16 protein-coding genes and 1 tRNA gene are annotated in these 21,544 nt (G+C 58.7%); 9 read left to right on the forward strand and 8 right to left on the reverse strand.

Translation table 11 applies throughout. The features are described from left to right. Position 1 precedes the first annotated feature (1 nt). Positions 2-1,795, reverse strand: coding sequence for a flagellar hook-length control protein FliK (locus ACTRXA_RS08945; RefSeq protein WP_442426857.1), 1,794 nt, complete (start codon positions 1,793-1,795; stop codon positions 2-4). Between the two features lie 384 nt (positions 1,796-2,179). Between ACTRXA_RS08945 and ACTRXA_RS08950 the strand changes: the two genes are divergently transcribed. After that, entirely contained in the window at positions 2,180-3,562 is a 1,383-nt protein-coding gene (locus ACTRXA_RS08950; protein WP_442426858.1) for an MFS transporter, read from the forward strand. Here ACTRXA_RS08950 and ACTRXA_RS08955 read toward each other — a convergent pair. Beyond that, complete coding sequence (locus ACTRXA_RS08955; protein WP_442426859.1) at positions 3,545-4,102, reverse strand: zf-TFIIB domain-containing protein; 558 nt, start codon at positions 4,100-4,102, stop codon at positions 3,545-3,547. The genes ACTRXA_RS08950 and ACTRXA_RS08955 overlap by 18 nt on opposite strands. Positions 4,103-4,425: 323 nt before the next feature. On the opposite strand from ACTRXA_RS08955, the gene ACTRXA_RS08960 reads away from it, so the two are divergent. From ACTRXA_RS08960 to ACTRXA_RS08985, 6 genes are all read left to right on the forward strand, one after another. Beyond that, positions 4,426-6,138 carry a GspE/PulE family protein gene (locus tag ACTRXA_RS08960; protein WP_442426860.1) on the forward strand — a complete coding sequence of 571 codons (1,713 nt, stop codon included), beginning with the start codon at positions 4,426-4,428 and terminating at the stop codon, positions 6,136-6,138. Between the two features lie 11 nt (positions 6,139-6,149). Beyond that, positions 6,150-7,373 (forward strand): type II secretion system F family protein, encoded by a 1,224-nt coding sequence (locus ACTRXA_RS08965; protein WP_442426861.1) that lies wholly within the window; start codon positions 6,150-6,152, stop codon positions 7,371-7,373. A 5-nt stretch (positions 7,374-7,378) separates the two neighbouring features. Then, positions 7,379-7,951 carry a type II secretion system protein gene (locus tag ACTRXA_RS08970; RefSeq protein WP_442426862.1) on the forward strand — a complete coding sequence of 191 codons (573 nt, stop codon included), beginning with the start codon at positions 7,379-7,381 and terminating at the stop codon, positions 7,949-7,951. Positions 7,952-8,428: 477 nt separating this feature from the next. Next, the gene (locus tag ACTRXA_RS08975; RefSeq protein ID WP_442426863.1) at positions 8,429-8,800 is read left to right on the forward strand and encodes a prepilin-type N-terminal cleavage/methylation domain-containing protein; all 372 of its coding nucleotides are present in this window, start codon (positions 8,429-8,431) and stop codon (positions 8,798-8,800) included. A gap of 10 nt (positions 8,801-8,810) precedes the next feature. After that, the gene (locus ACTRXA_RS08980) at positions 8,811-11,258 is read left to right on the forward strand and encodes a YfhO family protein (protein WP_442426864.1); all 2,448 of its coding nucleotides are present in this window, start codon (positions 8,811-8,813) and stop codon (positions 11,256-11,258) included. Beyond that, a complete protein-coding gene (locus ACTRXA_RS08985) occupies positions 11,221-12,906 on the forward strand; it encodes an ArnT family glycosyltransferase (RefSeq protein ID WP_442426865.1) in 1,686 nt (561 codons plus the stop codon). Before ACTRXA_RS08980 ends, ACTRXA_RS08985 begins: the two co-directional genes overlap by 38 nt. On the opposite strand, the gene ACTRXA_RS08990 is transcribed toward ACTRXA_RS08985, so the two are convergent. Continuing rightward, complete coding sequence (locus ACTRXA_RS08990; RefSeq protein WP_442426866.1) at positions 12,903-13,406, reverse strand: DUF1499 domain-containing protein; 504 nt, start codon at positions 13,404-13,406, stop codon at positions 12,903-12,905. The genes ACTRXA_RS08985 and ACTRXA_RS08990 overlap by 4 nt on opposite strands. A 69-nt stretch (positions 13,407-13,475) precedes the next feature. Here ACTRXA_RS08990 and ACTRXA_RS08995 point away from each other — a divergent pair, with 69 nt between their 5' ends. Continuing rightward, on the forward strand, positions 13,476-14,099 hold the full coding sequence (locus tag ACTRXA_RS08995; protein WP_442426867.1) for a hypothetical protein: 624 nt from the start codon (positions 13,476-13,478) through the stop codon (positions 14,097-14,099). Between the two features lie 69 nt (positions 14,100-14,168). Here ACTRXA_RS08995 and ACTRXA_RS09000 read toward each other — a convergent pair whose 3' ends face one another. Then, complete coding sequence (locus ACTRXA_RS09000) at positions 14,169-16,166, reverse strand: cation:proton antiporter domain-containing protein (protein ID WP_442426868.1); 1,998 nt, start codon at positions 16,164-16,166, stop codon at positions 14,169-14,171. Positions 16,167-16,345: 179 nt separating this feature from the next. On the opposite strand from ACTRXA_RS09000, the gene ACTRXA_RS09005 reads away from it, so the two are divergent. Next, positions 16,346-17,578: an ammonium transporter gene (locus ACTRXA_RS09005; protein WP_442426869.1), complete on the forward strand. Its 1,233-nt coding sequence runs from the start codon at positions 16,346-16,348 to the stop codon at positions 17,576-17,578. Positions 17,579-17,645: 67 nt separating this feature from the next. Here ACTRXA_RS09005 and ACTRXA_RS09010 read toward each other — a convergent pair whose 3' ends face one another. From ACTRXA_RS09010 to ACTRXA_RS09025, 4 genes are all read right to left on the reverse strand, one after another. Next, positions 17,646-18,515, reverse strand: coding sequence for a pentapeptide repeat-containing protein (locus ACTRXA_RS09010; protein ID WP_442426870.1), 870 nt, complete (start codon positions 18,513-18,515; stop codon positions 17,646-17,648). A gap of 101 nt (positions 18,516-18,616) precedes the next feature. Continuing rightward, positions 18,617-19,069 (reverse strand): cyanase, encoded by a 453-nt coding sequence (gene cynS / locus ACTRXA_RS09015; protein WP_442426871.1) that lies wholly within the window; start codon positions 19,067-19,069, stop codon positions 18,617-18,619. Positions 19,070-19,292: 223 nt separating this feature from the next. After that, positions 19,293-19,379 (reverse strand) — tRNA-Leu (locus ACTRXA_RS09020). Positions 19,380-19,432: 53 nt separating this feature from the next. Further along, on the reverse strand, positions 19,433-21,397 hold the full coding sequence (locus ACTRXA_RS09025; RefSeq protein ID WP_442426872.1) for a tetratricopeptide repeat protein: 1,965 nt from the start codon (positions 21,395-21,397) through the stop codon (positions 19,433-19,435). Positions 21,398-21,544 lie beyond the last annotated feature (147 nt).

The following is a 21,544-nucleotide window of genomic DNA, read 5'->3' on the forward strand; positions in this document are numbered from 1 at the left end:
GTTATGCGAATAAACTGATCGTTTGCGATTCGTTGAAAAACACCGGCCGGGTGAAAGCGACTTCTTCCACCGGTCCGGACGCATCGGGTCCCTGTGCCGGGTCAAACGGCCGGAACGCGTGCACCTGTTCCTGGCGCTGGTGCGATGACTGCCCCTGGTGGTTGCCGCCGACGAGCACGGTGAAGGAATCCACCTTCACGCCCTGACTGTGCATGCTGTCGCGCAGTTGCGTGAGGCTGCCTTCGATGGCCTGCTTGACCGCGTGGTTTTCCGCCACCAGGGTGGCGCGCACCGTTTCGCCGCTGGACGAAACGTTCAGCCGCACGGTGCCCAAAGACGGCGGGTCGAGTTTGATGTGCACCTCGCGCGAATGACCCAGGTTGCGGAACGCCACCTTTTCGATGATCTGTGCGGTCACGGGTTTTTCGACCCCGCCACGGGCGCTGTAGGTCTCCGCCATCATCGGCCGGAATCCCTCCCCGGCTTTGTCGGAAACGGGTGATGTGGACGTGGCGCCAACCGGAGCGGTCTGGTTTGCGGTCTGCGTGGCTTCGCCACCTGTGTTCATACCGTTGACTGCCGTTGCCGTTGCCGCCTGAGCCGATACGGCGGCGGGTTTCGGTGCGGTCGCGTTCGGGTTCAGCGGCTGCATGCCGGGATTCGTCTGTGCCTTGCCTTCGTGCGTCAGGTTGGAAACGGTCTGCGAACCGGATTTATCCCCCATCAGTTCGGCGGGGGTTTTCATCTTCGCGTCGGTGGAACGCGTGTCGAGGTTCAGCCTGGGTTCGCGGGAAGGCGCGGCGGATTCGGTTTGCGTGTCGGGTGTCGGCTGGCCGGCTCCCCTGGATTTGGAAAGGCTCTGCGCCAGCTTGGCAAGCACCATGCGACCATCCACCTTGCTGTCCGAGCCGTTCATGCCGCGCGCATCTTCGAGAATCTTGCGCGCTTCGGTTTCGGTGAGGCCGGCTTTCATCAAGGCGTCGATCACTTTCTTTTCGAGGACGGTAGCGTTGGCCCCGTTGTTCTGCGCAGACTGGACGGCCATGCCATCATCCGGGTTTTCAACCTGGAGGTTCTGCAGGGCCTGCAGCAATCCGTTCAACGCCATCAGGAACGCACCGCCCTGACCGTTTTGATTCATGTCATCGTTCAATGCAGCGATGAGACGGTCGAGCACCCCGGGATCGAGGTCCATCTGCCGGAGCTGTTCGATGAGCATGTCTTTCGACGCCCCGCCGTTTTGACCGGAGATCAGGTTCATCAGTTGAAGGTCCGGATCGGTTTTGAGCTGGTTGAGCAGTTGCATGAGCGCATCGGTGCCCGGCTTGTTAGAATTTTCGGCCGAGTCCAGAAGCGCCTGCGCCTGTGGGGACAAACCCCCGGCGTTCTGCAACAAGGCGAGCAACGCCTGCAGGGAAGTTTCCTGCGGGATGGGACCGGACTGTTTCCCATCTGCCCACTGCGTTTTCGTATTGTCCGAAGCGGTTGTTCTGTATTTGGAGTCGTGGGTACGGGGTTGATGGGTTTTCGCAAAACGGGTTTCTGTTTTCGGTTCGTGAACGAATTCGCGAGTGCGGTTGTGTGATTCGGTACGGGTGTCGTCGAAGCGGCGGTCATGGTGGTGAGCGTCTGAAGAGGAAACATGGTCCTGCCGCACGGTGCGCGTGTCGTTCTGCATGAACTTGTCGAAGTCCGGCGCGCCCGCTTCCTTGCTCCCGGGCTGGAACCCGGATTGCCTGGACTGGGGCCCCGGCCCGATCAGTTGTGCAAGGATGTTTTTGTTTTGAGTGTTCACAATGGTTTCCTCATCACGCTGGCCCAGGGCACAGCTTTTTGGTTCCCCCTTGAAAAGCAAAGGGTGTGCCAAAACGGATAAAACCCGGGAACCTCTTGCCAGGAGCGGGTTTGCGGGGTTGAAGGTGCGGAAACGAAGCCGGCCTGGAGCCGGGCAAATCCTGCCCCGGAGGGAAAATTTTTCCAGCCTGCTCCCGGATCGGGAGGAAACATTTCAATACCAGCCCAAGTGGATTAAGCGAATGTCCGACGTAGAAAAACAGGTCGGAAAAATATTTGGATTGAGGAAGGGATTGTTCTTGAAATCAAAAGCGGGTTCCTTTCATATGAAATTTAATGCATTCAGACGAAAACCCGAAAAGGTATAAAAAAACGACTCGAAGCCATGCTGCCCACACTCACCTCACTGCGCACATTGTTGTTCGGCCTTTTCCTCATTATGCTGGGGAGTGGTCTGCAGGGCACCCTGCTCAGCCTGCGCGCCTCGTTTGAAGGATTTTCCCCCTTCCTCACCGGCTTCATCATGTCCGGGTATTACATCGGTTACCTGGTGGGGTCGCTATGGGTCATCCGCATCACCCACGAAGTCGGGCATATCCGCGTGTTTGCGGCGATGGCCGCCATCGCGTCCGGCACCATCCTCCTTCACATGGTGTTTGTCCATCCTGTTGCCTGGCTGGTGTTCCGGCTGGTGACGGGATTCTGTTTCGTCGGCATCTTCATCACCGTGGAGAGCTGGGTGAACCACTTCACCCGCAACGAGATGCGGGGAAAAATCCTGTCGCTGTACATGGTGATCCAGTTCCTGGGAAGCGGGCTGGGCCAGATGCTTTTGAACGTGGACGACCCGCACGGCTTCATGCTGTTCATCCTGGTGTCGGTGGTCATCTCCATGGCGTCGGTGCCGATCCTGCTGTCCACTGCGACGGTGGCGCCCCAGATCACCAACCCGCCGAAACCCAAACTGGCCAGCCTGTTCAGCCTGGCGCGGCTGGGGCTGGTGGGATCGCTTGCGGTGGGTGTGTCCTCCGGCGCTTTCTGGGGGGTGGGTGCGGTGTACGCATCCAAGCTGGGGCTTTCGGTTTCCAACATCGCGCTTTTCATGGCGGTGGTCATTCTGGGCGGCATGGTGTTCCAATGGCCTCTGGGCTGGCTGGCGGACCGCATGACCCGGCAGAGAGTGATTGCCGTGGTGGCGTTTTCCGCCGCGTTCGTCTCTCTCGCCCTCCTGGTTTTTGAAAACAAAGGCATGAACGTACTGCTGTTTCTGGCCATGTTGTTCGGCGGATTTTCCCTGCCCCTGTATTCCATCCTTTCCGCGTACACCAACGACCACGTTCCGCCGGAGGAGATGATCCAGGCGAGCAGTGGTTTGATGCTGGTGTTCGGGCTGGGGGCCATCCTGGGTCCGATTGCAGGCGGCATCATGCTGGACGTACTGGGCAGTGCGGGGTTCTTCACCATGCAGACCATGGTGTTCGCGGTTCTGGGCAGTTACGCCTTCCGGCTGGAGGTGGTGGCGCCGGAACCGGAAGTGGAAGAAAACGTGCCGACCGTGCCCGTGCCGTCGCGTCCGTCCCCCCTGTCCGCCGTATCGGTGGCGGAAACCATGCAGGAAGCCATCGATCCGGAATTCTCAAGCGACAACGGGCCGGGAGGGGAGGAAACGGAAGTGGGGGCTCCGTCCGGAGCGCGTGCGTTCGAATCGGGTGGGGATAACGGGAATACCGACGCGCCTTCCGCCGGGTCCTCAACGAAGGATGTTTGACAACAGCGCGGCATCCGGAAAATATTCCCTCGGGCACAGGAACCGGAAGATCTGCACGATGTGCCGCGCCGCATCCATCATGTCGTCATTGACCAGGTTCATGCCCCCCACCTTGTCGCGGATGACCACCTCAAAATAAGCCTCGGCGCGCTGTTTTCTTTCTTCAGGGTCCAGGCCGGCGGTGAGGATGGGTGCGAGCTCACCCACCTCCACCCAGAACCCGGCGCACTTCGAGCACTGGTCGACCTCCAGCTGCAGTTTCCGGCTGAACCAGTGGCGGTACAGGAGTGTGTTTTGACAATGCGGACAGATGTGATCCACATTGCGGAACGTATGCACCCCGTCCGAACGCGGTACGGTGAGCAGTTCCGCACCGGCCCCCGGGAGCCTCTCGGGCAACCGCTTCAGGCTGTTCTTCCCGATCCAGTAACCGCCGCACCCCCCTTCACAGGCATGAACGCTCACCCCCGCCACACTGCGGGGAGTCAGGTTGTTCCCGCAGGAGGGGCACTCCAGATGGGTTGTGTTTTCGGCAGTCATGGCAGTCGCTTTGTTTTTCTCAACCTACCAGAAACCGGGCCGCCTGAAAACAGCATCAACGCGCCCCACCCGGTACCGGGCCGATGGCCGCTTGACCCTCCAACCACGAGAAAACAGTTGGAATTTTGATGGAACGGCGTTCCAATAAATGGAGGGATTGTTTGGCAGAAAGGGTGTCCCCGGTTTTCACCCAACCGCAAAAAGTTTGGTTTGCGGATATCGGATATAGCCCAAATAGCATTTTATTCTTTAAAAAACAAAGCTTTAAGGGTAGAATACTAGGGTTTTCACCCTGTCATTTCAATTTTTTTGGTCCGAGGTTTATGGCTATCAAGTCAAAGCTCCGGTTGGGAGACATTTTGATTCGGGCGGGCGCCATCAACGAATCCCAACTGCTGGAGGCGCTGGAAATCCAGAAAAAAACCGGCATGCAGTTGGGCAAAGTCCTTGTGCAGATGAAATACATCACGGACAAGGACCTCGTATCCAGCTTGTCGGAGCAAATGGACATTCCGCAGGCCGACCTGGAAAACATCAAGATTCCGAACGAGGCCACCGACCTGGTCGAAGAAAAATTTGCCCGCAAGTACATGCTCATCCCATTCAAAGTGGAGGGCAAAAAACTGAACCTGGCCATCACCAATCCATTCGACCTGTTTGCCATCGATGAAATCGCGGTGAAAACCGGGATGGATGTGGTGACCTGGCTGTCAACCGAATCCGAGGTCCACCGCGCGATTGAAGAGTATTACGGTGTGGCGTCTCACATCCAGGATGTGGTCAACCACCTGGGCGTGGGCGAAAAAGCCAGGAAGAAGGTGGACGAACCCGTCAAGACCGAGGTCGCGGACAGCAACGACGCGCCGGTCAAAAAGCTGGTGGACCTGATTTTGCGCCAGGCCCTGGAAGACGGTGCGAGCGACATCCACATCGAGCCGTACGAAAAATTCCTTCTCATCCGCAACCGTATTGACGGCGTTCTGTTCGAGGCCAAACGCATACCCAAATCCATCGAGTCCGCCTTGATTTCCCGTTTGAAGGTCATGGGGAGCCTGGACATCGCCGAAACCCGGGCGCCGCAGGACGGCGGATTTTCCCGCAAGCTTCAGGGCAGGGACATCGAGTTCCGTGTTTCTTCCTGCCCCACCATTTACGGCGAGAATCTCGTCATCCGCCTCCTGGACCGGTCCAAGCTGTCGCTCTCGCTGGACGACCTGGGCCTGATCGGCGGCAGCCTGGAAAAGTTCCAGAAGTTGCTGAGAAACCCCTACGGCGTCATTCTGGTGACCGGACCGACAGGAAGCGGAAAAACCACAACGCTCTACGCATCGCTCAGCCAGCTCAACACGCCGGACAAGAACATCAAGACCATTGAAGACCCGGTGGAATACCGGCTGGATGGCATCCGCCAGACGCAGGTCAACCCGAAGGCCAACATCACGTTCGCCACGGGTCTGCGCTCCCTGATGCGGCAGGACCCGGACATCGTGATGGTGGGTGAGATCCGCGATGCGGAGACCGCACAGATCGCCATCCAGGCGGCGCTGACGGGTCAGCTGGTGTTGAGCACCCTGCACACCAACGACACCGCGAGCACGATCTCGCGGCTGGCGGAGTTCGGCATCGAACCGTTTCTGATGGTGTCTTCCATCGTCGGCATCCTGGCCCAGCGCCTGGTTCGACGCATTTGCCAGGAATGCAAAACGGAACGCGCTCCCACCCCGGAAGAAATCGAAATCTTCAACATACAGGGTTTCGAAGTGGACGGGCTGACCCTCTACAAGGGCGAAGGGTGCAAGAATTGCAAAAAAAGCGGTTACAGAGGCCGCGTCGGAATTTACGAGGTGCTTTTGGTGGATGACATCATCCGCAAAATGATTCTGGACCGCAGCGCACCCATGGACATCCGGGACCGCGCCATGTCCTCGCAGGGACTTCGTACCCTGCGGCTGGACGGACTTTCCAAGGTGCTGAATGGAATGACCACGGTGGAAGAGTTGAACCGGATGACATTCACCGAAGACTCGACGTTTTAACAGGAGCCGTCATGCCGCAATTTCAATACAAGGCACGCAACCGGATGGGGACCCTGATATCGGGAACGATGACAGCCGCCACGCAGCAGGACGTGGGCCTGGAATTGAGCCGCATGGGCCACTACCCCGTGGCCATCGAGACGGTCAGGCGGGAACGGCCTTCCATAATGGAAACGGACCTGTTTACCCGTTTCCAGAGGATCAAAACCCAGGAGATCGTTCTGTTCACCCGGCAGATGTCCACCCTGTTCAACGCCGGCATTCCCATTCTTTCCATCCTGCAGGCTTTGGAAGACCAGGTGGAAAACCAGCGCTTCAAGGCGGTCGTTCGTAAACTACAGGATGACATTGCCGACGGCCTGGCGCTTTCCGACGCCATGGCCCGTCACCCGGACGTGTTTCCCGATATTTACATCAACATGATCGAAGCCGGGGAAACCGGCGGCATCATGGAAGACGTTCTGGCCCGGCTGGCGGACCTGCTGGAGAAACAACAGGAGACCGACGCCAAGGTACGCGCGGCTTTTCGTTACCCGAAAATCGTGCTCGGCGTGATGGTGATCGCCATCGCTTTTCTCATGTGGAAGGTGGTCCCGGTGTTCATCAACCTGTTCCAGACCATCAAGGTGGAACTGCCCATGCCAACCCAGATTCTGGTGCTGATCCACGGCATGTTCGTGAAACACTGGATTTCGTTTGTGGTGGTCGTGGCGGGCGGCATCTACCTGTTTCGTCGTTACACGGCAACCCAGTTCGGCCGACACCAGTGGGACTACATCAAACTCCAGATTCCACTTCTGGGGCCCATTCACCTGCGGTCATCGATGGCCAAGTTCGCGCGCGTCTTTGGCAATCTCCAGCGCAGCGGCGTGCCCATTCTGGAATCCCTTCACGTGTCGGCACGAGTCGTGGATAACACCGTTTTGACTGGCGCCCTGATGAAATTGATCGATAGCGTCGAAGAGGGCAAGGGGCTGGCCCAGCCTTTGCGGGAAAGCGGATGGGTGCCGATCCTGGTGGTGCAGATGGTGGCGGCAGGGGAAACTTCCGGCGCCCTGGATGAAATGCTTCTCAAGGTGGCCGATTATTATGACCAGGAAGGGGAGCGCAGTATCAAGGCCCTGTCCACCTGGCTGGAACCCATCCTCATTGTGGTGATGGGCGTCATGGTCCTGTTTCTTGCATTGTCCATTTTTCTGCCGATGTGGGATATGTCGAAAATGGCGCTGAGGTGACTGCCATGTTCAAACCCGATCACGATTCGGTCCGCCGCCAATCCGGTTGGAAATCGGAGCTGGGTTTCACGTTCATTGAAATGGTCATGGTCATTGTCATGATCGGCCTGCTGGCCTCCGTGGCCATTCAACGCATGTTCGATATGGCGCGTCAGGCGGAAGTCACCGCCGAAGCCACCACCATCGAAATCCTGCGCTCGAATCTGCTGACGGTCATGGGAGAACAAATGCTCCAGGGAAAAAAAGCTTCCTTCCCGGAAAACCCGTTTTCCGACCTCAATAAAATCCCGGAAGGATACGACCCGCGCCGCAAGGAAAAACCCACCGGGCTGGACAGGGACGACAATTTGTGGGTGTACGTTCGGGCCACAGGAAGCGAGATTCTCTCTCCCGAAGAGGCGGGCACCACGCTCACCTCGTTCGACGTCGATGGATTCATCTACCACCAGCGCAACAACGGAAAGGTGGTCCGCTGGGCCTACGACCGGTCCCGGGGGGCGATCAGCCGGAAATTTCAAGTACCGGACAGCGAACTGGAGCAGGCGGTGGAACGGATTTCGGACTCGGATTGGGATTGACCGGCACACGGCCGGGTTCCGGCCGGCTATATCCGGTACCCGAAAAAGTGTTGAAAAATAGACGGTTACTGACAAATAATGTCAGATTGGGACAATTTTCGTACATCCAAATCAGCAACCCGGAATGGGGGCAGAAAACCGAAAAAGCCGGTTAACCTTTTGTTATTATTAGTATTATTATGGTTTAAACCCGGGAAACAGGAGCCCGCCCTGGGGGCTGGGTGAGAACCCATCCACTAGGGGGACTGGGATGAAAAAATCTTTTTTCGAGTCAATATTAATTTAACTTATTGGAAAATAATCCTTTAATTTGATCTCTCGGATTTGGCAGGGGAATGAAACGGTTGCTTGGCACGACAATTGCTCTATTCAGGGTATACAAACAGCCGATCATTCCATTTTGAATAGTTGATTGGGTAAGAAATTCTACATTATCTAAAGAAGATTCCGTTAAACATTAAGGGAGGAGAGGGAATCATGTTGAAATCCAGAAAAAAGAATGAAAAAGGTTTCACTTTGGTTGAACTGATTTTGGTGATCGTGGTTCTGGGCATTCTGGCCGCTGTGGCCATTCCCAAATTCCTGGACCTGCAATCCGCCGCTTCGACGGCACGCCAGAAGGGCGCGCTTGCGGCACTGCGTGGATCCATCACGTTGCTGCATGCCCAGTACCTGCTGGACACCACGTCCACTTACGACGCCACCTCGGTACTGGCGCAAACGGACCTGGCGGGTACGACCGGTACCGCCTCCGCGGCGACCTCCATCACCATCACCTGGGATGACTCGACGACCAACACGTTCACGTATGCCGACCAGTCTGGTTTCAACCCGGGTACCGTGAACTGATCGTAGTAGCATGACGCCCCTCTCGGAAGAGGACCCTGCCCCCGGGCAGAGTCCTCTTTCTATTTTTTTAACGGCGAAGGAAATCGCCCTTTCCGGCCTGGCTTTCCTGGCCCTGGCCGTGTTGTATTTTCACGACATGGTCGGCGGCGATTTCATCTTCGGCGGCGGCGACCTCATTTCCTTCTTCATTCCCTACCGCATGCTGTGGCTGGAACAGGTGGGGGATTTCACCTTCCCGTTGTGGAACCCGTACATCCTGAGCGGCAACCCGCTGTTCGCCACGCTTCAACCGGCCATCCTTTACCCGCTGAGTCTCCTGTTCATCGCGTTTCCCTTTGTGCTGGCGGTGAACTTCACGGTGGTCCTGCATTATGCACTGGCGGGCTGGTTCATGTATCTCCTTATGCGCGCGTCGCACTGCGGTCGAGGCGCGGCGCTGGTGTCGGCTCTCATCTTCATGTTCGGCGGGTACCTGGTGACCGTGCGCATTTACCTGTCCACTTTCATGCCCGTTGCCTGGATTCCTCTTCTCCTGCTGTGTTTCTTCGCCGGACTGCGAAAGCGGGATCTGTGCTGGGGACTGGCCGCGTCTGTGGTTGGAGCGTGCATGTTCCTCGCGGGCGGCGTGGAGACGTGTTACCAGATGTTCGGCCTGCTCACCCTGTTCGCCCTGTGGCCGCAAAGCCTGTTCCCGCAGGAATCCCTTCCCGCCTGGCGCTGGCGGCTGGCATACCTGGGCACTTTCTTTGCCGTCTTTATCGGACTCATTGCGGTGCAGTTTTTCCCGACTTATGAATTATCGAAGCTGACCGAACGGGCCGGGGGACTCCCTATCGGCGAAGCGGCACGCTGGTCGATGATGCCGCAGGACCTGCTCCAGTTTTTCTTCCTCGACCCTTACGGTTACCTGAGCCAGCCGGATGCTTCCGGCACCAACCAGGTGTGGCTGCGCTCCCTGTATGTGGGAGCGATTCCGTTCCTGCTGGCCGGGCTGGCGTTATTGCGCGGCGGTCTGCGCGCCCGGGTCTGCGCGGGGGTTGCCGTGCTTTCGGCGCTGGTGGCGATGGGACCGGCGGGCGGACTGTATCCGCTCTTTCACGCCGCCGTCCCGTTTTTCGACACCTTCCGTTACCCGGTCAAATTCATCCTGCCCGCGGTGGTGATGCTCGCCCTTCTTGCAGGGTGGGGGTGGGATGGAATTGTCCGCGATGCCGGGTCCACCCCCACGGCCAGAATCAAACGCGGGCCGGTGTGGATCGGCCTGGCCACAGCGGGCATGGTCCTGTTCGGCCTGATCAATGCGTTCGAACCGGCCATCCAGGGGGCGATGCAGGAAGCGGGACTGGTGCCGCCCACTTACAATGATGTGAGGATCAACCTGTTCAATTCCAAACGCCTGCTGGCGTTCCTGTCGTTGTTCTGCCTGATGCTGTTTTTCTTTCTGCGCACGGAGAGAAAACCCCGGCGGTGGCTGGGGGCCGCGTTGTTCGTGCTGGCACTGGACCTGGTTTTCAGCGGCTACGGCTTTCATCACAAAGTGCCGATAGAAGACTTTGAAGCGACCGATCCCCTGACCCGTTTCATGCAGACCCATGCCGGCGAGGAACGTATTTACATTGCCGACAACGCCGAGCGGGCCAAGGATGGAGGCATCGCCAGGGTGAACCTGCGCGGCAACCTCATCCAGGGTCCCAAGGTACCGCTTCCCATCCGCACCGTGCCCGGAATTTACCAGGCGGACGGCTGGGCGGTGATGCGGCAGAACCTTTATCTCAAGTTTCGCAAAATCCTCCGGGTGCCGCCGTTCGAAAACCGTCTCAACCTGCTTCGCCTCGCCAACGTGCAGTACATCGTGAGCCGGGACCCGCTGGCATCGCCAAAACTTGAGCCGGTGGAATTTCACGATCCCGCCTACCCGGAGTTGAAGGTTTACAAAAATACCGGTTTCCTGCCGCGTGGGTTCCTGGTGGGAGAGTGCAGGGTGGTTGCAGACGAAAAACACATCATCGCCAAGCTTCTGGACGGGCGCAACGACTTCTCCCGGCAGGTCATCCTGGAAAAGCCGCCGGAGGGGTTTGAATGCACCGGCGACGACAATCCGGAAACCCCTTCACCCCGGCCGGTGGGATCCGTCGCCGACCTCGTTCTCGATTACGGTTCGGTGACGCTCACTGCCACCACGCCCGAGCCGCAGGTGCTCGTGCTGTCGGACGCACATTATCCCGGCTGGAAGGCGTCGATCGACGGCGAGGATGTACCGCTTTACCGCGCCAACCTGGTATTCCGTGCGGTGGTGGTTCCCGCCGGAACGCACCAGATCCGGTTCGAGTACCGGCCGTGGAGTTTCCGCCTCGGTGCGGGAATCACGCTGGTTACCATTGTTTTGTGTGGCGCTTTTCTGTTAAAACCTAAACGTCGCCATGCAAACACAAACGCCATCCCCGTCACACCGTCGTAAACAAGCGCTCGCGCTGGCCCTCCTCACCCTGCTGTATGCGTGGACCCGCCTGTTTGCACTCACGCGCCTGCCCATCTTTTCCGACGAAGCCATCTACATCCACTGGGCGCAGATCATCCTGAGCGATCCGACGCAGATCCTGATTTCGATGACCGACGGCAAGCCACCCTTGTTCATGTGGCTGAACGCGATGACGCTCGCATTGTTCGACGATCCGCTGGTGGCGGGACGGGTGGTGTCGGTGCTGGCCGGATGGGCCGCCATGCTGGGTGTATTTTTTATCGGGCGCGACCTGTTTTCCCTCCGCGCGGGGGTGGCCTCGGCCCTTCTTTATGTACTGCTCCCCTACACATTGTTCTTCGACCGGCTGGCACTGGTGGACGGGCTCCTCACCGCGCTGGGGGTGTGGTCGTTACGCTGGGCCTTCCACATCGTCCACGAAACCCGGGACCCCAAAAAAGCCTTCCGCGTGCTGGGCGTGCTGTGGGCATTGATGCTGTGGACCAAGGCCAGCGCTCTCCTCTGGATCCTCATTCCCGTCCTCATGTTTTTCATGTGGGGCGCGCACAAGCGGACCGGATTCTGGATGCAGCTGGGCGTCGCGGTATCGATTCCACTGTTGATGAACGCGGTCATCTATTACCTGGCGCCGCCGGTGCGCGTGCCGGGTCGCCTGCCGTTCCTGCATCACCTGGCTTACTTCATTCCGCTGGAAGAGCTGGTCCGTTTCCCGTTCATGATCTGGATCCGAAACCTGTGGATCACCCATGAATTTTTCGCCACCTACCTGACCTGGCCCGTGGCGTTGCTGCTGCTGATGGGACTGGTGAAACTGATCCAGAAAAAAGACCGGGCGGAAATGGCACTATGGAGCTGGCTGGTTCTTCCGGGGCTGGCGATCGTGCTGGTGGCCAACGGATTCTTTTCGCGATATTTTTTACCGATGGTTCCGGCGGCGGCGCTGATTGCCGGTCTGACCGTGGACCGCGTGGCGGGATGGCTGGCCGGACGCCTGGCCAAACGCAGGGCTTCCTCATCGGCGGTCCCGCCGCGCATGCAATCGGGCGCCCTGGTTTTGTTGCTTTTCGTGACGGGTCTCACCGCGGCGGTGTGGGACGCCCGCCTGCTCAACGATCCGCGAACCGCATCCCTGCACGAGCTCGACCGGCTTCTCTACGTCGAAGGCATGAACTCCGGTTATGGTGTCAAGGAGGCGGCGGATTATCTGCGCCAGCAGGCGGTGAAGAACCAGCAGCAGCGCGGCTACGAACTGTACCTCATGATCCCGCGCCTGCCCGGCAACCCGGCGGAGGGCATCACCGTTTACCTGTTCGGCGACCCCAACATCGTGTTCGTGCCCGCGTTCTGGTGGCCGGAAAAACCGCTCCTTCCCGACAGCAACCACTTCACCCTGCGGCCGTCGATCTACCAGTTGTTTCCGCGCGTCCGGCGGCACGCGCATCTCCTGGATTTCGCCTTCTTCGTGTACCCCAACACCACCTACCCGCAGGAAACGTTTCTGCAGGTGAACCCGGGTTTCCACAAAGAGTGGAGCCATCCCAAACCGGACAAAAAACACGCCGTGGATTTGTTTCAGAACTTCACAGAAAAACTGGAGCTGGAACTGCCGACTCTGGGAAAACGCTAAAGGTTCTTTGCGGCCAGGGCTTTCCGGATGGACTCGATGCGCTTCCGGTTGACGCCCAGGTCACTGCGTCCGATGCGCGAGGCGGAACGGAAGTGGAGGGTCTTGGTCTCCGCGTAAATCAGGAATTCAACATCATCCACAAAACGGAAGACCAGGCTGGTGAACTCCGCATACAGGTAATGGGGATTCCGGGTGATGATCTCCACCCGGTCGCGACTGGCCAGTTCCTCCCGGATGGCCTTCATCACCGCTTCCGGTTCACTTTTGAACGTCAGCGGTTTCACCTGGTGCTCGGCGTCGGAAGCAAAACTGGAAACGCAGTTGGGGGAATCCGGACAGGGGGCGAGGCGTCCGTCGGTCACACCCAGATGATCCGGCCGGGTGCCGGAACACGCCGCCAGAAGCAAAGCCAGCCCGGCCACCGGAAACCACCTGCCGGCCACCGCAAGCCGGTTCTTATTATTTGATTTATTTGGAGTTGGGTTTTCCGATGTGGTCATAAGCGTGTTTGACAACCCTGGCAGGTTCCCTTAAAGTAATTAGTGTCACTCTGATCTCCCGGAACTCCTATGTCTCTTGAAACAGCCTACCAGAATACGGACGTGGTGTTGACCAAAAGGCTCACCCGAAGCCAGAAAAACGGTGTCCGCTACCTTCGCTGTCTGGCCCTGATCCTGGTAACCCTGTTTCTGGTGACAGTCGATTTCATTGAATTCTTCCTGTACACCGGCCTCACCGCCTTGGCGGCGTGGCTCCTGGCAAAATGGGTCTGCCGGCGGCCCCGTATATTACTGAATACGGAAAGCCGCTCCCTGCTGATGACGGACTCGTTTTTTTTCTGGAAACAGCAAGCGTATCACGCCCAGCAGATTCAGCGGGTCGCGGTGTCACTGGAAATGGAATCCGGTAGCCGCCGATTTTTCCGGCCGCACCTGGTGATCAAAAACCCGGATAAACCCGCCAAGCCCACCAGCGTCAACTGCTTCGATCTGGAAGACATTGTGGAAGCCCATTACATGGCCCAGTTGATGGCCGCCTTTGCACGGGTACGGGGACACGACATCAAGGGCAACACCCTGCCCACCCTCAAATCCTGCATACCCACCAAATACCTCGCAGGCGGTGAAGGCTCCGCAAGCCCCATACCCGTACGCATTCCAAAAAAGAAGCCCGCGACCCGCGCCACCGTTTAAAAGACAAAACTCATACCAGGTTGCAACACGGGACCGCCCACAGGGGTGCGTTCTTCCCGGACGGCCGCTTCAATTGACCTTGGCTCGGGATTCGGACTTCGTTGAAGGTCCGTCCTGCAACAGGCGATGGGCTTGGTCCAGCTGCGCGTGGGAACCGAACAGGATGAGCACGTCGCGGAGTTCGATGGTGAAGTCGGCGACGGGATTCGGCTGGGCTACCTGGTTGCGCACCACCGCGATGAGGGTCGCACCGGTTTTGGTCTTGAGCTCAATCTGCCTGAGCGTCTTTCCATTGGCCCAGGAACCCTCCAGAACCAGGAATGAGCGGCTGAGCGAGGCGGTGAGGTAAGTTGAGAAGTTGGCCAGGCTGTCCATGTTCAAAGACAACCCGCGCAACATGCGGTAGCCTTCCAGACGCATCAGTTCCACCTGCTGCTCGATGACGTTGTGCGGCATGCCGAACTCGCGAAGCACGCGCGAGAAAATCTCAATCGAGGTTTCGAACTCGGCGGGAATCACCAGGTCCGCGCCCGCCTGGGTCAACGTCTCCACCTCCGAAGCCAGACGGGTCTTGACCAGGATGTAGAGGCTGGGGTTCAACTGCCGGGCCAGACGGATCACCTGTTCCAGGGCTTTCAATTCCTGGATGGACACCACCAGCATCTTGGCCTGGCGGATGCCCGCACGCAGCAGGGTGGAGCGCTGGGTCGCGTCGCCGTAGAACCCATGGCACTGCTCCACCAAAGCGCGTTTGATCTGCTGGCCATCCAGGTCCACCACGGTGAAGGGGATCTGGACCTCCTTCAACACCTTGGACAGGTTCTGCCCGACCGTGTCGTACCCCACCACGATGACGTGATCGCTCACCTGCGTCGCCTTGCTTTGCGTGCCGGTATCGGCGGCGAGCCCACCCTTGAACAGGCGCAGGGACAGGCTGGAAGACACCTGGATCAGAAACGGGGCCACCATCATGGACAAAATGGAGACGATCAGAAACTGCTGGTACAGCCTGGAATCAAAAACCCCCGTCTCCAGAGCCACCGCCGCGAGAATGAGGGAGAACTCACCCACCTGCGCCAGCCGGATGCCGACGATGAAAGCGATGCGCGGCGCCGTGCCCGCCAGAATGGCGGCAACAAACGCCATCACCGCCTTGACAACAATGACCACCGCCGCAAGCATGAGTAAAAACCCCGGCTGTTCCAGAAACACCTCCACCTGCATCAGCATGCCCACCGAGGTGAAAAACACGCTGACGAAATATTCCTTCAGGGGAAGGATGTCGAGAATGATCTGGTGGTTGTATTCGGTCTCGGAAAGGATCAGACCGGCGATGAACGCACCCATTGCCAGAGTCAACCCGATCTGGTGCGACACCCAGCCGGTTCCGAGAATGATGAAGATGACGAACAGCGTCAGGTGTTCCCGCTTCCCCACCTGCACAATCCTTCCCAGTGCACGGGGAACAAGCAGACGGGAAAGAAAAAACACGCCGCCCACCGCGCCGATGGCTTTCACGAACGCCCACAGAAAACTCCAGCCGGAAATGGTTTCCATCTGCCCCAGGAGCGGCACCACCAGCATGAACGGCACCACGCACACATCCTGAAACAAAAGCACGCCGACGGCGATGCGCCCGTGCAGGGTATCGAGCTCCACCCGTTCATTGAGCATGTTGAGCAGAATCGCGGTGCTGGACAACGCAATCAACAGGCCCAGCGCCACGCTCTGGTTCACCGGGAACGACATCCCCGAAAACAGGAAAAAACACACCACCGCAGTCAAGCCCAGCTGCAATCCGCCGGTGCCCACAATGCGCCCCAGTTGCTTCAGCATCTGGCTCAGCGAAAATTCGAGCCCGATGATGAACAGGAGGAGGATGACGCCGATCTCCGCCAGGTGCTCGACCGATTCCAGGTCGCCGATCAACCCCAGCCCGTGCGGGCCGATCAGCATCCCCGTCACCAGAAACCCCACCACCGTCGGCAGCTTGAATCGGTGAAAAAGGACCGTGATTGGCAGGGAAACGAGCAGGAGGATGGTGAGGTCTTGTATGAGTTGGGCCATGCAATGCTCGTGTCAGGAGGGAAGGACGTTTGGATTTTGAACACCCGGACGGGCCAATAATCCCTGTCCGTTTGGCAGTCCATCCATTATACTCAACCCGACTTTTTCAAGGGAGGAAAAGTCGCACTGAGAAGGGGGATTCTTTACGTGCAAAACGTTAAGGGAGGAAGTGTGACTGTATGGAACAGAATATTCAAACTCTGGAGACAAGTGGTGACGTTTTATTCATGATGCTGGGGGCGGTGATGGTGTTCGCCATGCACGGCGGCTTCGCGTTTCTGGAGGTCGGCACCGTGCGCAGGAAAAACCAGGTGAACGCGCTGGTCAAAATCATCGTCGATTTTTCAATCTGCACGGTGGTGTACTTCACGGTCGGGTACGCCATCGCCTACGGCGTGTATTTTTACGATTCCGCCGAGACCCTCGTCGCCGACAAACAGGGCTACGAGCTGGTGCATTTCTTTTTTCTTCTCACCTTTGCGGCAGCCATTCCCGCCATCATTTCCGGTGGCATCGCGGAACGCGCCAAGTTCTGGACACAGGCGCTGGCGGGGGCGTTGTTTGTCGCCTTCACCTATTCGCTGTTCGAGGGCATGGTGTGGGGCCAAATCTCGTTTTTGGGCCAGGACGGATCGTGGCTGGCCGGACTGGGCGGAAAACCGTTTCACGATTTCGCGGGATCGGTGGTGGTGCACTCCATGGGCGGGTGGATCGCGCTGGTCGGCGTCATTGTGCTGGGTCCGCGCCTCGGCCGGTGGAGCGCGTCGGGAAAGAGCACGCCGATCCCGGTCAGCAACATCCCGTTTCTCGCGCTGGGAAGCTGGATGCTGTGCATCGGCTGGTTCGGATTCAACGTCATGTCCGCCGCCACGCTGACCGGCGTCACGGGGCTGGTCGCCATCAATTCCCTGTTCGCCATGGTCGGTGGCATCCTGTTCGCGCTGGTCATCGGCAAGAACGATCCCGGCTTCATCCACAACGGCGCGCTGGCGGGACTGGTGGCCATCTGCGCCGGGTCCGACCAGGTGCACCCGATCGGCGCGTTTTTCATCGGCGGCATCGCGGCGATCATCTTCGTCAAGGGCTTCATCTGGGAACAGGAAAAACTGAAGCTCGACGACGTGCTGGGCGTGTGGCCCCTGCACGGCCTCTCCGGTACGTGGGGCGGCATTGCCTGCGGCATCTTCGGCCAGAAGGCGCTCGGCGGTCTGGGGGACGTGAGTTTTCTCTCGCAGTTGATCGGGTCCCTCATCGCGGTGGGCGTTGCCGTGGTGTTCGGCTTTGTCATCTACAAAACGCTCGACTCGCTGTTCGGCATCCGCCTCTCTAAAGAGGAAGAGATGCAGGGATCAGACCTGTCGGTCCACCGGCTGGAAGCGTATCCGGAAGAGGTGATGTCCAAGTACAGCTGACACCACTACGTGGGGATGAATCGGCGTCGGTTATCGCAGGCGGGAGTGGAAACCCGGCAAACCCGGGTTACGCTTCGCGCGGCAGTTCGGTGACGGTGTAACCGCCGTTGCCGTCGGACTCGGCCTTCAGGTGATCGGGCAGTTTGGTGTTCTGGTCGAGCACCGCCTTTTGCAGCCTCTCCGCGGAAAGGTTGGTGACGAGGGAGAGGTCCGCGCCGGAAAAGTTGGCGCCGTCCAGAACCGTTTCGGCAAAGTCGGCGCCGCGCAGGCGCGCACCGGTCAGGTTCGCCCCCGCAAGGTCGGCCCCTTTCAGAAACGTGCGGTCGAGGATGGCGTTCTCGAAATTGGTTTCCCGGAGAACCGCTTCGCGCAGGTCGGATCCGGTGAAATTGCAACCGCTCACGTCGGTGCCGGTGAGGTCGCCTTTCGAAATGTTGGTCTTGCTCAGGTGCGACTGCGGGATCTGCGCCCCGGCGAGATTGATGCCGATCATCATCGCGCCGCGCAGGTCGGACTTGTTGAGGCGGACGCCGGAAAGATTCGCTTCATTCATCTGGGCTTCCAGGAATTCCGAGCGCACCAGGTTCGCGCCCTGGAACTGGGCCCGTTTCAAAAGCGCCTGGTGGAACTTCGCGCCGCTCAGGTCCGTGTTGCGAAAGTTCACGCCGGAAAGGTTCGTGCGGGTGAAGTCGGCGCGGATCAAAGACGCGCCGGAAAAGTTCGATCCGAACAGGTTGCTTCCCTTGAAGTAGCCGCCATTGATCGACGCGTTCTTGAAATTGGACCGCTTCAGGTTGCACCGCTCCAGGTCCACTTCCTTCATGTAACCTTCGCTCAGGTCGATGCCTTCAAGGTCCGACTTGTTGAGCCTGGCCCGCTCCAGGTTTTTCTTGGACGCCTCGATCTCCGCCTTGTCCAGTTGACGCCGTTCCACCATGATTGTCTCCGCAGAATTGACAGCGCATACTCTACCATAGAAGGCGGGACGTAAAAAAGACGCACAGGGGGGAGGGAACGCACCCCTCCCCACCGTCGCCTTTACTGCACCTGCTCGATATGCGGCAGGAACTTGCCGTTCATGGTGACCACCATGCGGTCTTCGCCCTTGTCGCCTTTCACCTTGTCCACCGTGATCTTGAAGTCGATGGCCGACATGATGCCGTCGCCGAACTTCTCGTTCATCAGTTCCTTGATGCCTTCGCCGTAGTGCAGGCAGATCTCCGTCATGCGGTACACGTTCGGCTCCTGAATGAGCATCGGGTTGTACGAGCGCATCGGGCATTGTTTCATTTGCTCGATCATCTCCGCGTTGATGCCGGGCACGACCTTTTGCAGTTTCTCCGCCGTGCCGTCTTTCAACTGCGCCTGGTTCTGGAACAACTGCGCCACGTAGCCGTTGCACAGGCCCAGGGCGTCGGCGATTTCATCATACGTTTTGCCGGATGCTTTTTTGGCGTCCTTCAGGCGGCGGACGAGTTCCGTCTTCTCCATGTGTCAAGACCTCCATAGGAAAGTGAGTTGCGTGGAATATTGAAGGGGGGATGAGCGGAATTGTACCAACGGTGGGCCGGGAATAAAAATAAAAATACTCTTTAAAGGGGGAGAAAAGGTGGGGCTGCTCGGCGGGCATTGATTTTATGGGATGCCGGGGAGGGTATGACGCCAACAAAAATTAAAAGCCCACCCGGGGCGGGGTGGGCTTGCAAATTCGGGGTGGTGCCGAAGGTCGGAGTCGAACCGACACGGGGTCGCCCCCACCGGATTTTGAGTCCGGCGCGTCTACCAATTCCACCACTTCGGCGCGTAGCCAGAAAAGTTACCACAACCCCGTCGAAAGAACAACAATTCCCCCGCTCATTCAGAAGAGCGGTTGAAATCTCCTCCTTCCACCGCAGGGGGTTCTTCCTTCTTCTCCGTTTTCAGGAACCGCTGGGCGGCGATCTTCCACTGCCGGGCGTTGGGGTTGTCGGGGTCGATCTCCAGCAGGCGGTCGCAGTACTCGATGGCTTCCTCATAATGCTTCATCAGCATGCTGGAGCTGATGAGGTTGTTGAGGATGGGCACCGATGCGTTGTCCGCCACATACGCCTGCTGAAAAGCGACATCGGCGAAGAAGTAGCTTTTTGTGTCCCAGTACACTTCGCCCATGCGGTTGTATGCCAGCGCGTTCCCCGGATCTTTTTTGACGGTGAGGCGGAACTGTTTCAAGGCGTCGTCCAGCCGCCCGGCCTGGTGGTAGGCGCGCCCGAGCAGGTAATAGTATTTGCCCGGCAGGTTCTCGCCCTGAATGATGCGCTCCAGAAACGGCACGGCCTGCGCCCCGCGGTCCTGCTCGACCAGCGCTTTTCCGGCGTGGTAGTAGGCGACGGGATTCTGCGTGCCGCCGTGGATGGCCGCCTCGAACTGCTCGATAGCGGAATCGAACCGCTCCTGCTTCATATACAAAAGCCCCAGCTTGAGGCGCAGGTTTTCGGAATCCGGCCGCACCGCGATCGCCTGTTTCAGCACCGCCTCCGCCTCGTCCGGCTTTTCCGCCTGCTCATAAAACGAAGCCAGCTGCATGGCCGCCACTCGCTGGCCGGGGGATTGGTTCAGCACATCCCGCCACAGCGTTTCCTCGGAAGTGAACACCAGGCCCCGCAACACGGTGAGGGTCAGCAACACCGCTCCCAGTCCGGCGGCGATCGGAGCCAGACGTCCCGGCACCCGGTGGGTGAGGCGCGCCAGGGCCCAGGCCACGACGAGGTGGAGACCCGCTCCCGGCAGATAAAACCGCGCTTCGGAAACCAGCGGAGATTGAGGCACCAGGGCCGAGCTGGCAAGAAACGCAATACCGGTCCAGATCAACCCGAACCGCAGCAGGGGCGACTGTGTTTTTTTCCAGGCCAGCCACGCCACGGCCAGCGTCAATACCAGGGCCGCCCACACCCCCGCATCGCCCACACCCGCGAGGGCCGCATCCGGTAGAAAGCTCAGGTTGAACGGCAGAAGGTATTTGAACCCGTAATAGAACCAGAGGTATCCAACCTGGGTTGCAAGGTGATCCCAGCGGCCCGGAGCCCCATCGTCCGCAGCCAGCGCCGACGGGTCCACCGGCGCCCTCCAGGCCATGTAGAGGAGAATGGGAATCATCACCGCGAGTCCGACCTTGAGCTCCCTTTTGAGAGCCGGGTCCTGACCGAACAAAATGAGGTACACCCCCGCGACCACCGGCAGGCACACCGCGGCCGGATGCGTGCCCGCCGCCAGCACAAAAAAAGCCACTGCCGCCAGCATCCAGGCGGATCCGGCAAAACTTTTGGGTGCTTCCTGTCTCAACCGCGCAAACCGGGCCACGCTCCACACCGCCAGCAGCGAAAACAACGTGGACAGAAGGGACCCCCGGTCGGAAAGGTAAGCTACCGCCTGAACGTTGAGCGGGTGAACGAGATGCAACCCTGCAGCCACCATCGGCACATACCCCCATTCCGACTTCGGCCTGTCCCGCGTTCGCGCAACCGCTTCCACCAGCAGAAAATAAAGGGCCCAACCCGCCGCCACGTGGATCAACACATTGGTCAAATGGAAAGCCCAGGCCGAGCCGCCTCCGAGTACCCCGTCCAGTGCATAGGAAAAAAACAACACCGGCTGGCGGTACCCGTTCTCCAGCGAGAGCCCCTCCCAGGCCTTGGCCACGGAACCCGCCCGTGGGTCCTCAAGGATGAAGGAGGGGTCCTCGTACACAAAAGGAGTGGAAAGTGTGGCCCCGCCTGCCACCAGACCCAGCACCGCAAGCACCATTAAGGCAGTAAGGTGTTGTTTTATACCGCTTTGAAACATATTCACAATCTGGTTTATTTTGGATGCTTTCAGCAAAAAGGTTTATAATAAATTGTCCGATACCGCATCAAACCGTTTACAATAAGCTAAAAAACGGGCAATTATAAAATAATATCAAACGTATCGGAACCCGCAGGGGATGTGGGG

It is taken from the genome of Nitrospina sp. P1_D6, from assembly GCF_052156615.1.
Classification (GTDB): domain Bacteria; phylum Nitrospinota; class Nitrospinia; order Nitrospinales; family Nitrospinaceae; genus Nitrospina.

Excerpts from the sequence above, each read along its gene's own strand:
- ACTRXA_RS08965 (WP_442426861.1), top strand. The coding sequence starts at position 6,150 with ATGCCGCAATTTCAATACAAGGCACGCAACCGGATGGGGACCCTGATA.
- ACTRXA_RS08960 (WP_442426860.1), top strand. The coding sequence starts at position 4,426 with ATGGCTATCAAGTCAAAGCTCCGGTTGGGAGACATTTTGATTCGGGCG.
- ACTRXA_RS08985 (WP_442426865.1), top strand. The coding sequence starts at position 11,221 with ATGCAAACACAAACGCCATCCCCGTCACACCGTCGTAAACAAGCGCTC.
- ACTRXA_RS08970 (WP_442426862.1), top strand. The coding sequence starts at position 7,379 with ATGTTCAAACCCGATCACGATTCGGTCCGCCGCCAATCCGGTTGGAAA.
- ACTRXA_RS09005 (WP_442426869.1), top strand. The coding sequence starts at position 16,346 with ATGGAACAGAATATTCAAACTCTGGAGACAAGTGGTGACGTTTTATTC.
- ACTRXA_RS09025 (WP_442426872.1), bottom strand. The coding sequence starts at position 21,397 with ATGTTTCAAAGCGGTATAAAACAACACCTTACTGCCTTAATGGTGCTT.
- ACTRXA_RS08990 (WP_442426866.1), bottom strand. The coding sequence starts at position 13,406 with ATGACCACATCGGAAAACCCAACTCCAAATAAATCAAATAATAAGAAC.
- ACTRXA_RS08950 (WP_442426858.1), top strand. The coding sequence starts at position 2,180 with ATGCTGCCCACACTCACCTCACTGCGCACATTGTTGTTCGGCCTTTTC.
- cynS (WP_442426871.1), bottom strand. The coding sequence starts at position 19,069 with ATGGAGAAGACGGAACTCGTCCGCCGCCTGAAGGACGCCAAAAAAGCA.
- ACTRXA_RS09000 (WP_442426868.1), bottom strand. The coding sequence starts at position 16,166 with ATGGCCCAACTCATACAAGACCTCACCATCCTCCTGCTCGTTTCCCTG.
- ACTRXA_RS09010 (WP_442426870.1), bottom strand. The coding sequence starts at position 18,515 with ATGGTGGAACGGCGTCAACTGGACAAGGCGGAGATCGAGGCGTCCAAG.
- ACTRXA_RS08995 (WP_442426867.1), top strand. The coding sequence starts at position 13,476 with ATGTCTCTTGAAACAGCCTACCAGAATACGGACGTGGTGTTGACCAAA.
- ACTRXA_RS08980 (WP_442426864.1), top strand. The coding sequence starts at position 8,811 with ATGACGCCCCTCTCGGAAGAGGACCCTGCCCCCGGGCAGAGTCCTCTT.
- ACTRXA_RS08955 (WP_442426859.1), bottom strand. The coding sequence starts at position 4,102 with ATGACTGCCGAAAACACAACCCATCTGGAGTGCCCCTCCTGCGGGAAC.
- ACTRXA_RS08975 (WP_442426863.1), top strand. The coding sequence starts at position 8,429 with ATGTTGAAATCCAGAAAAAAGAATGAAAAAGGTTTCACTTTGGTTGAA.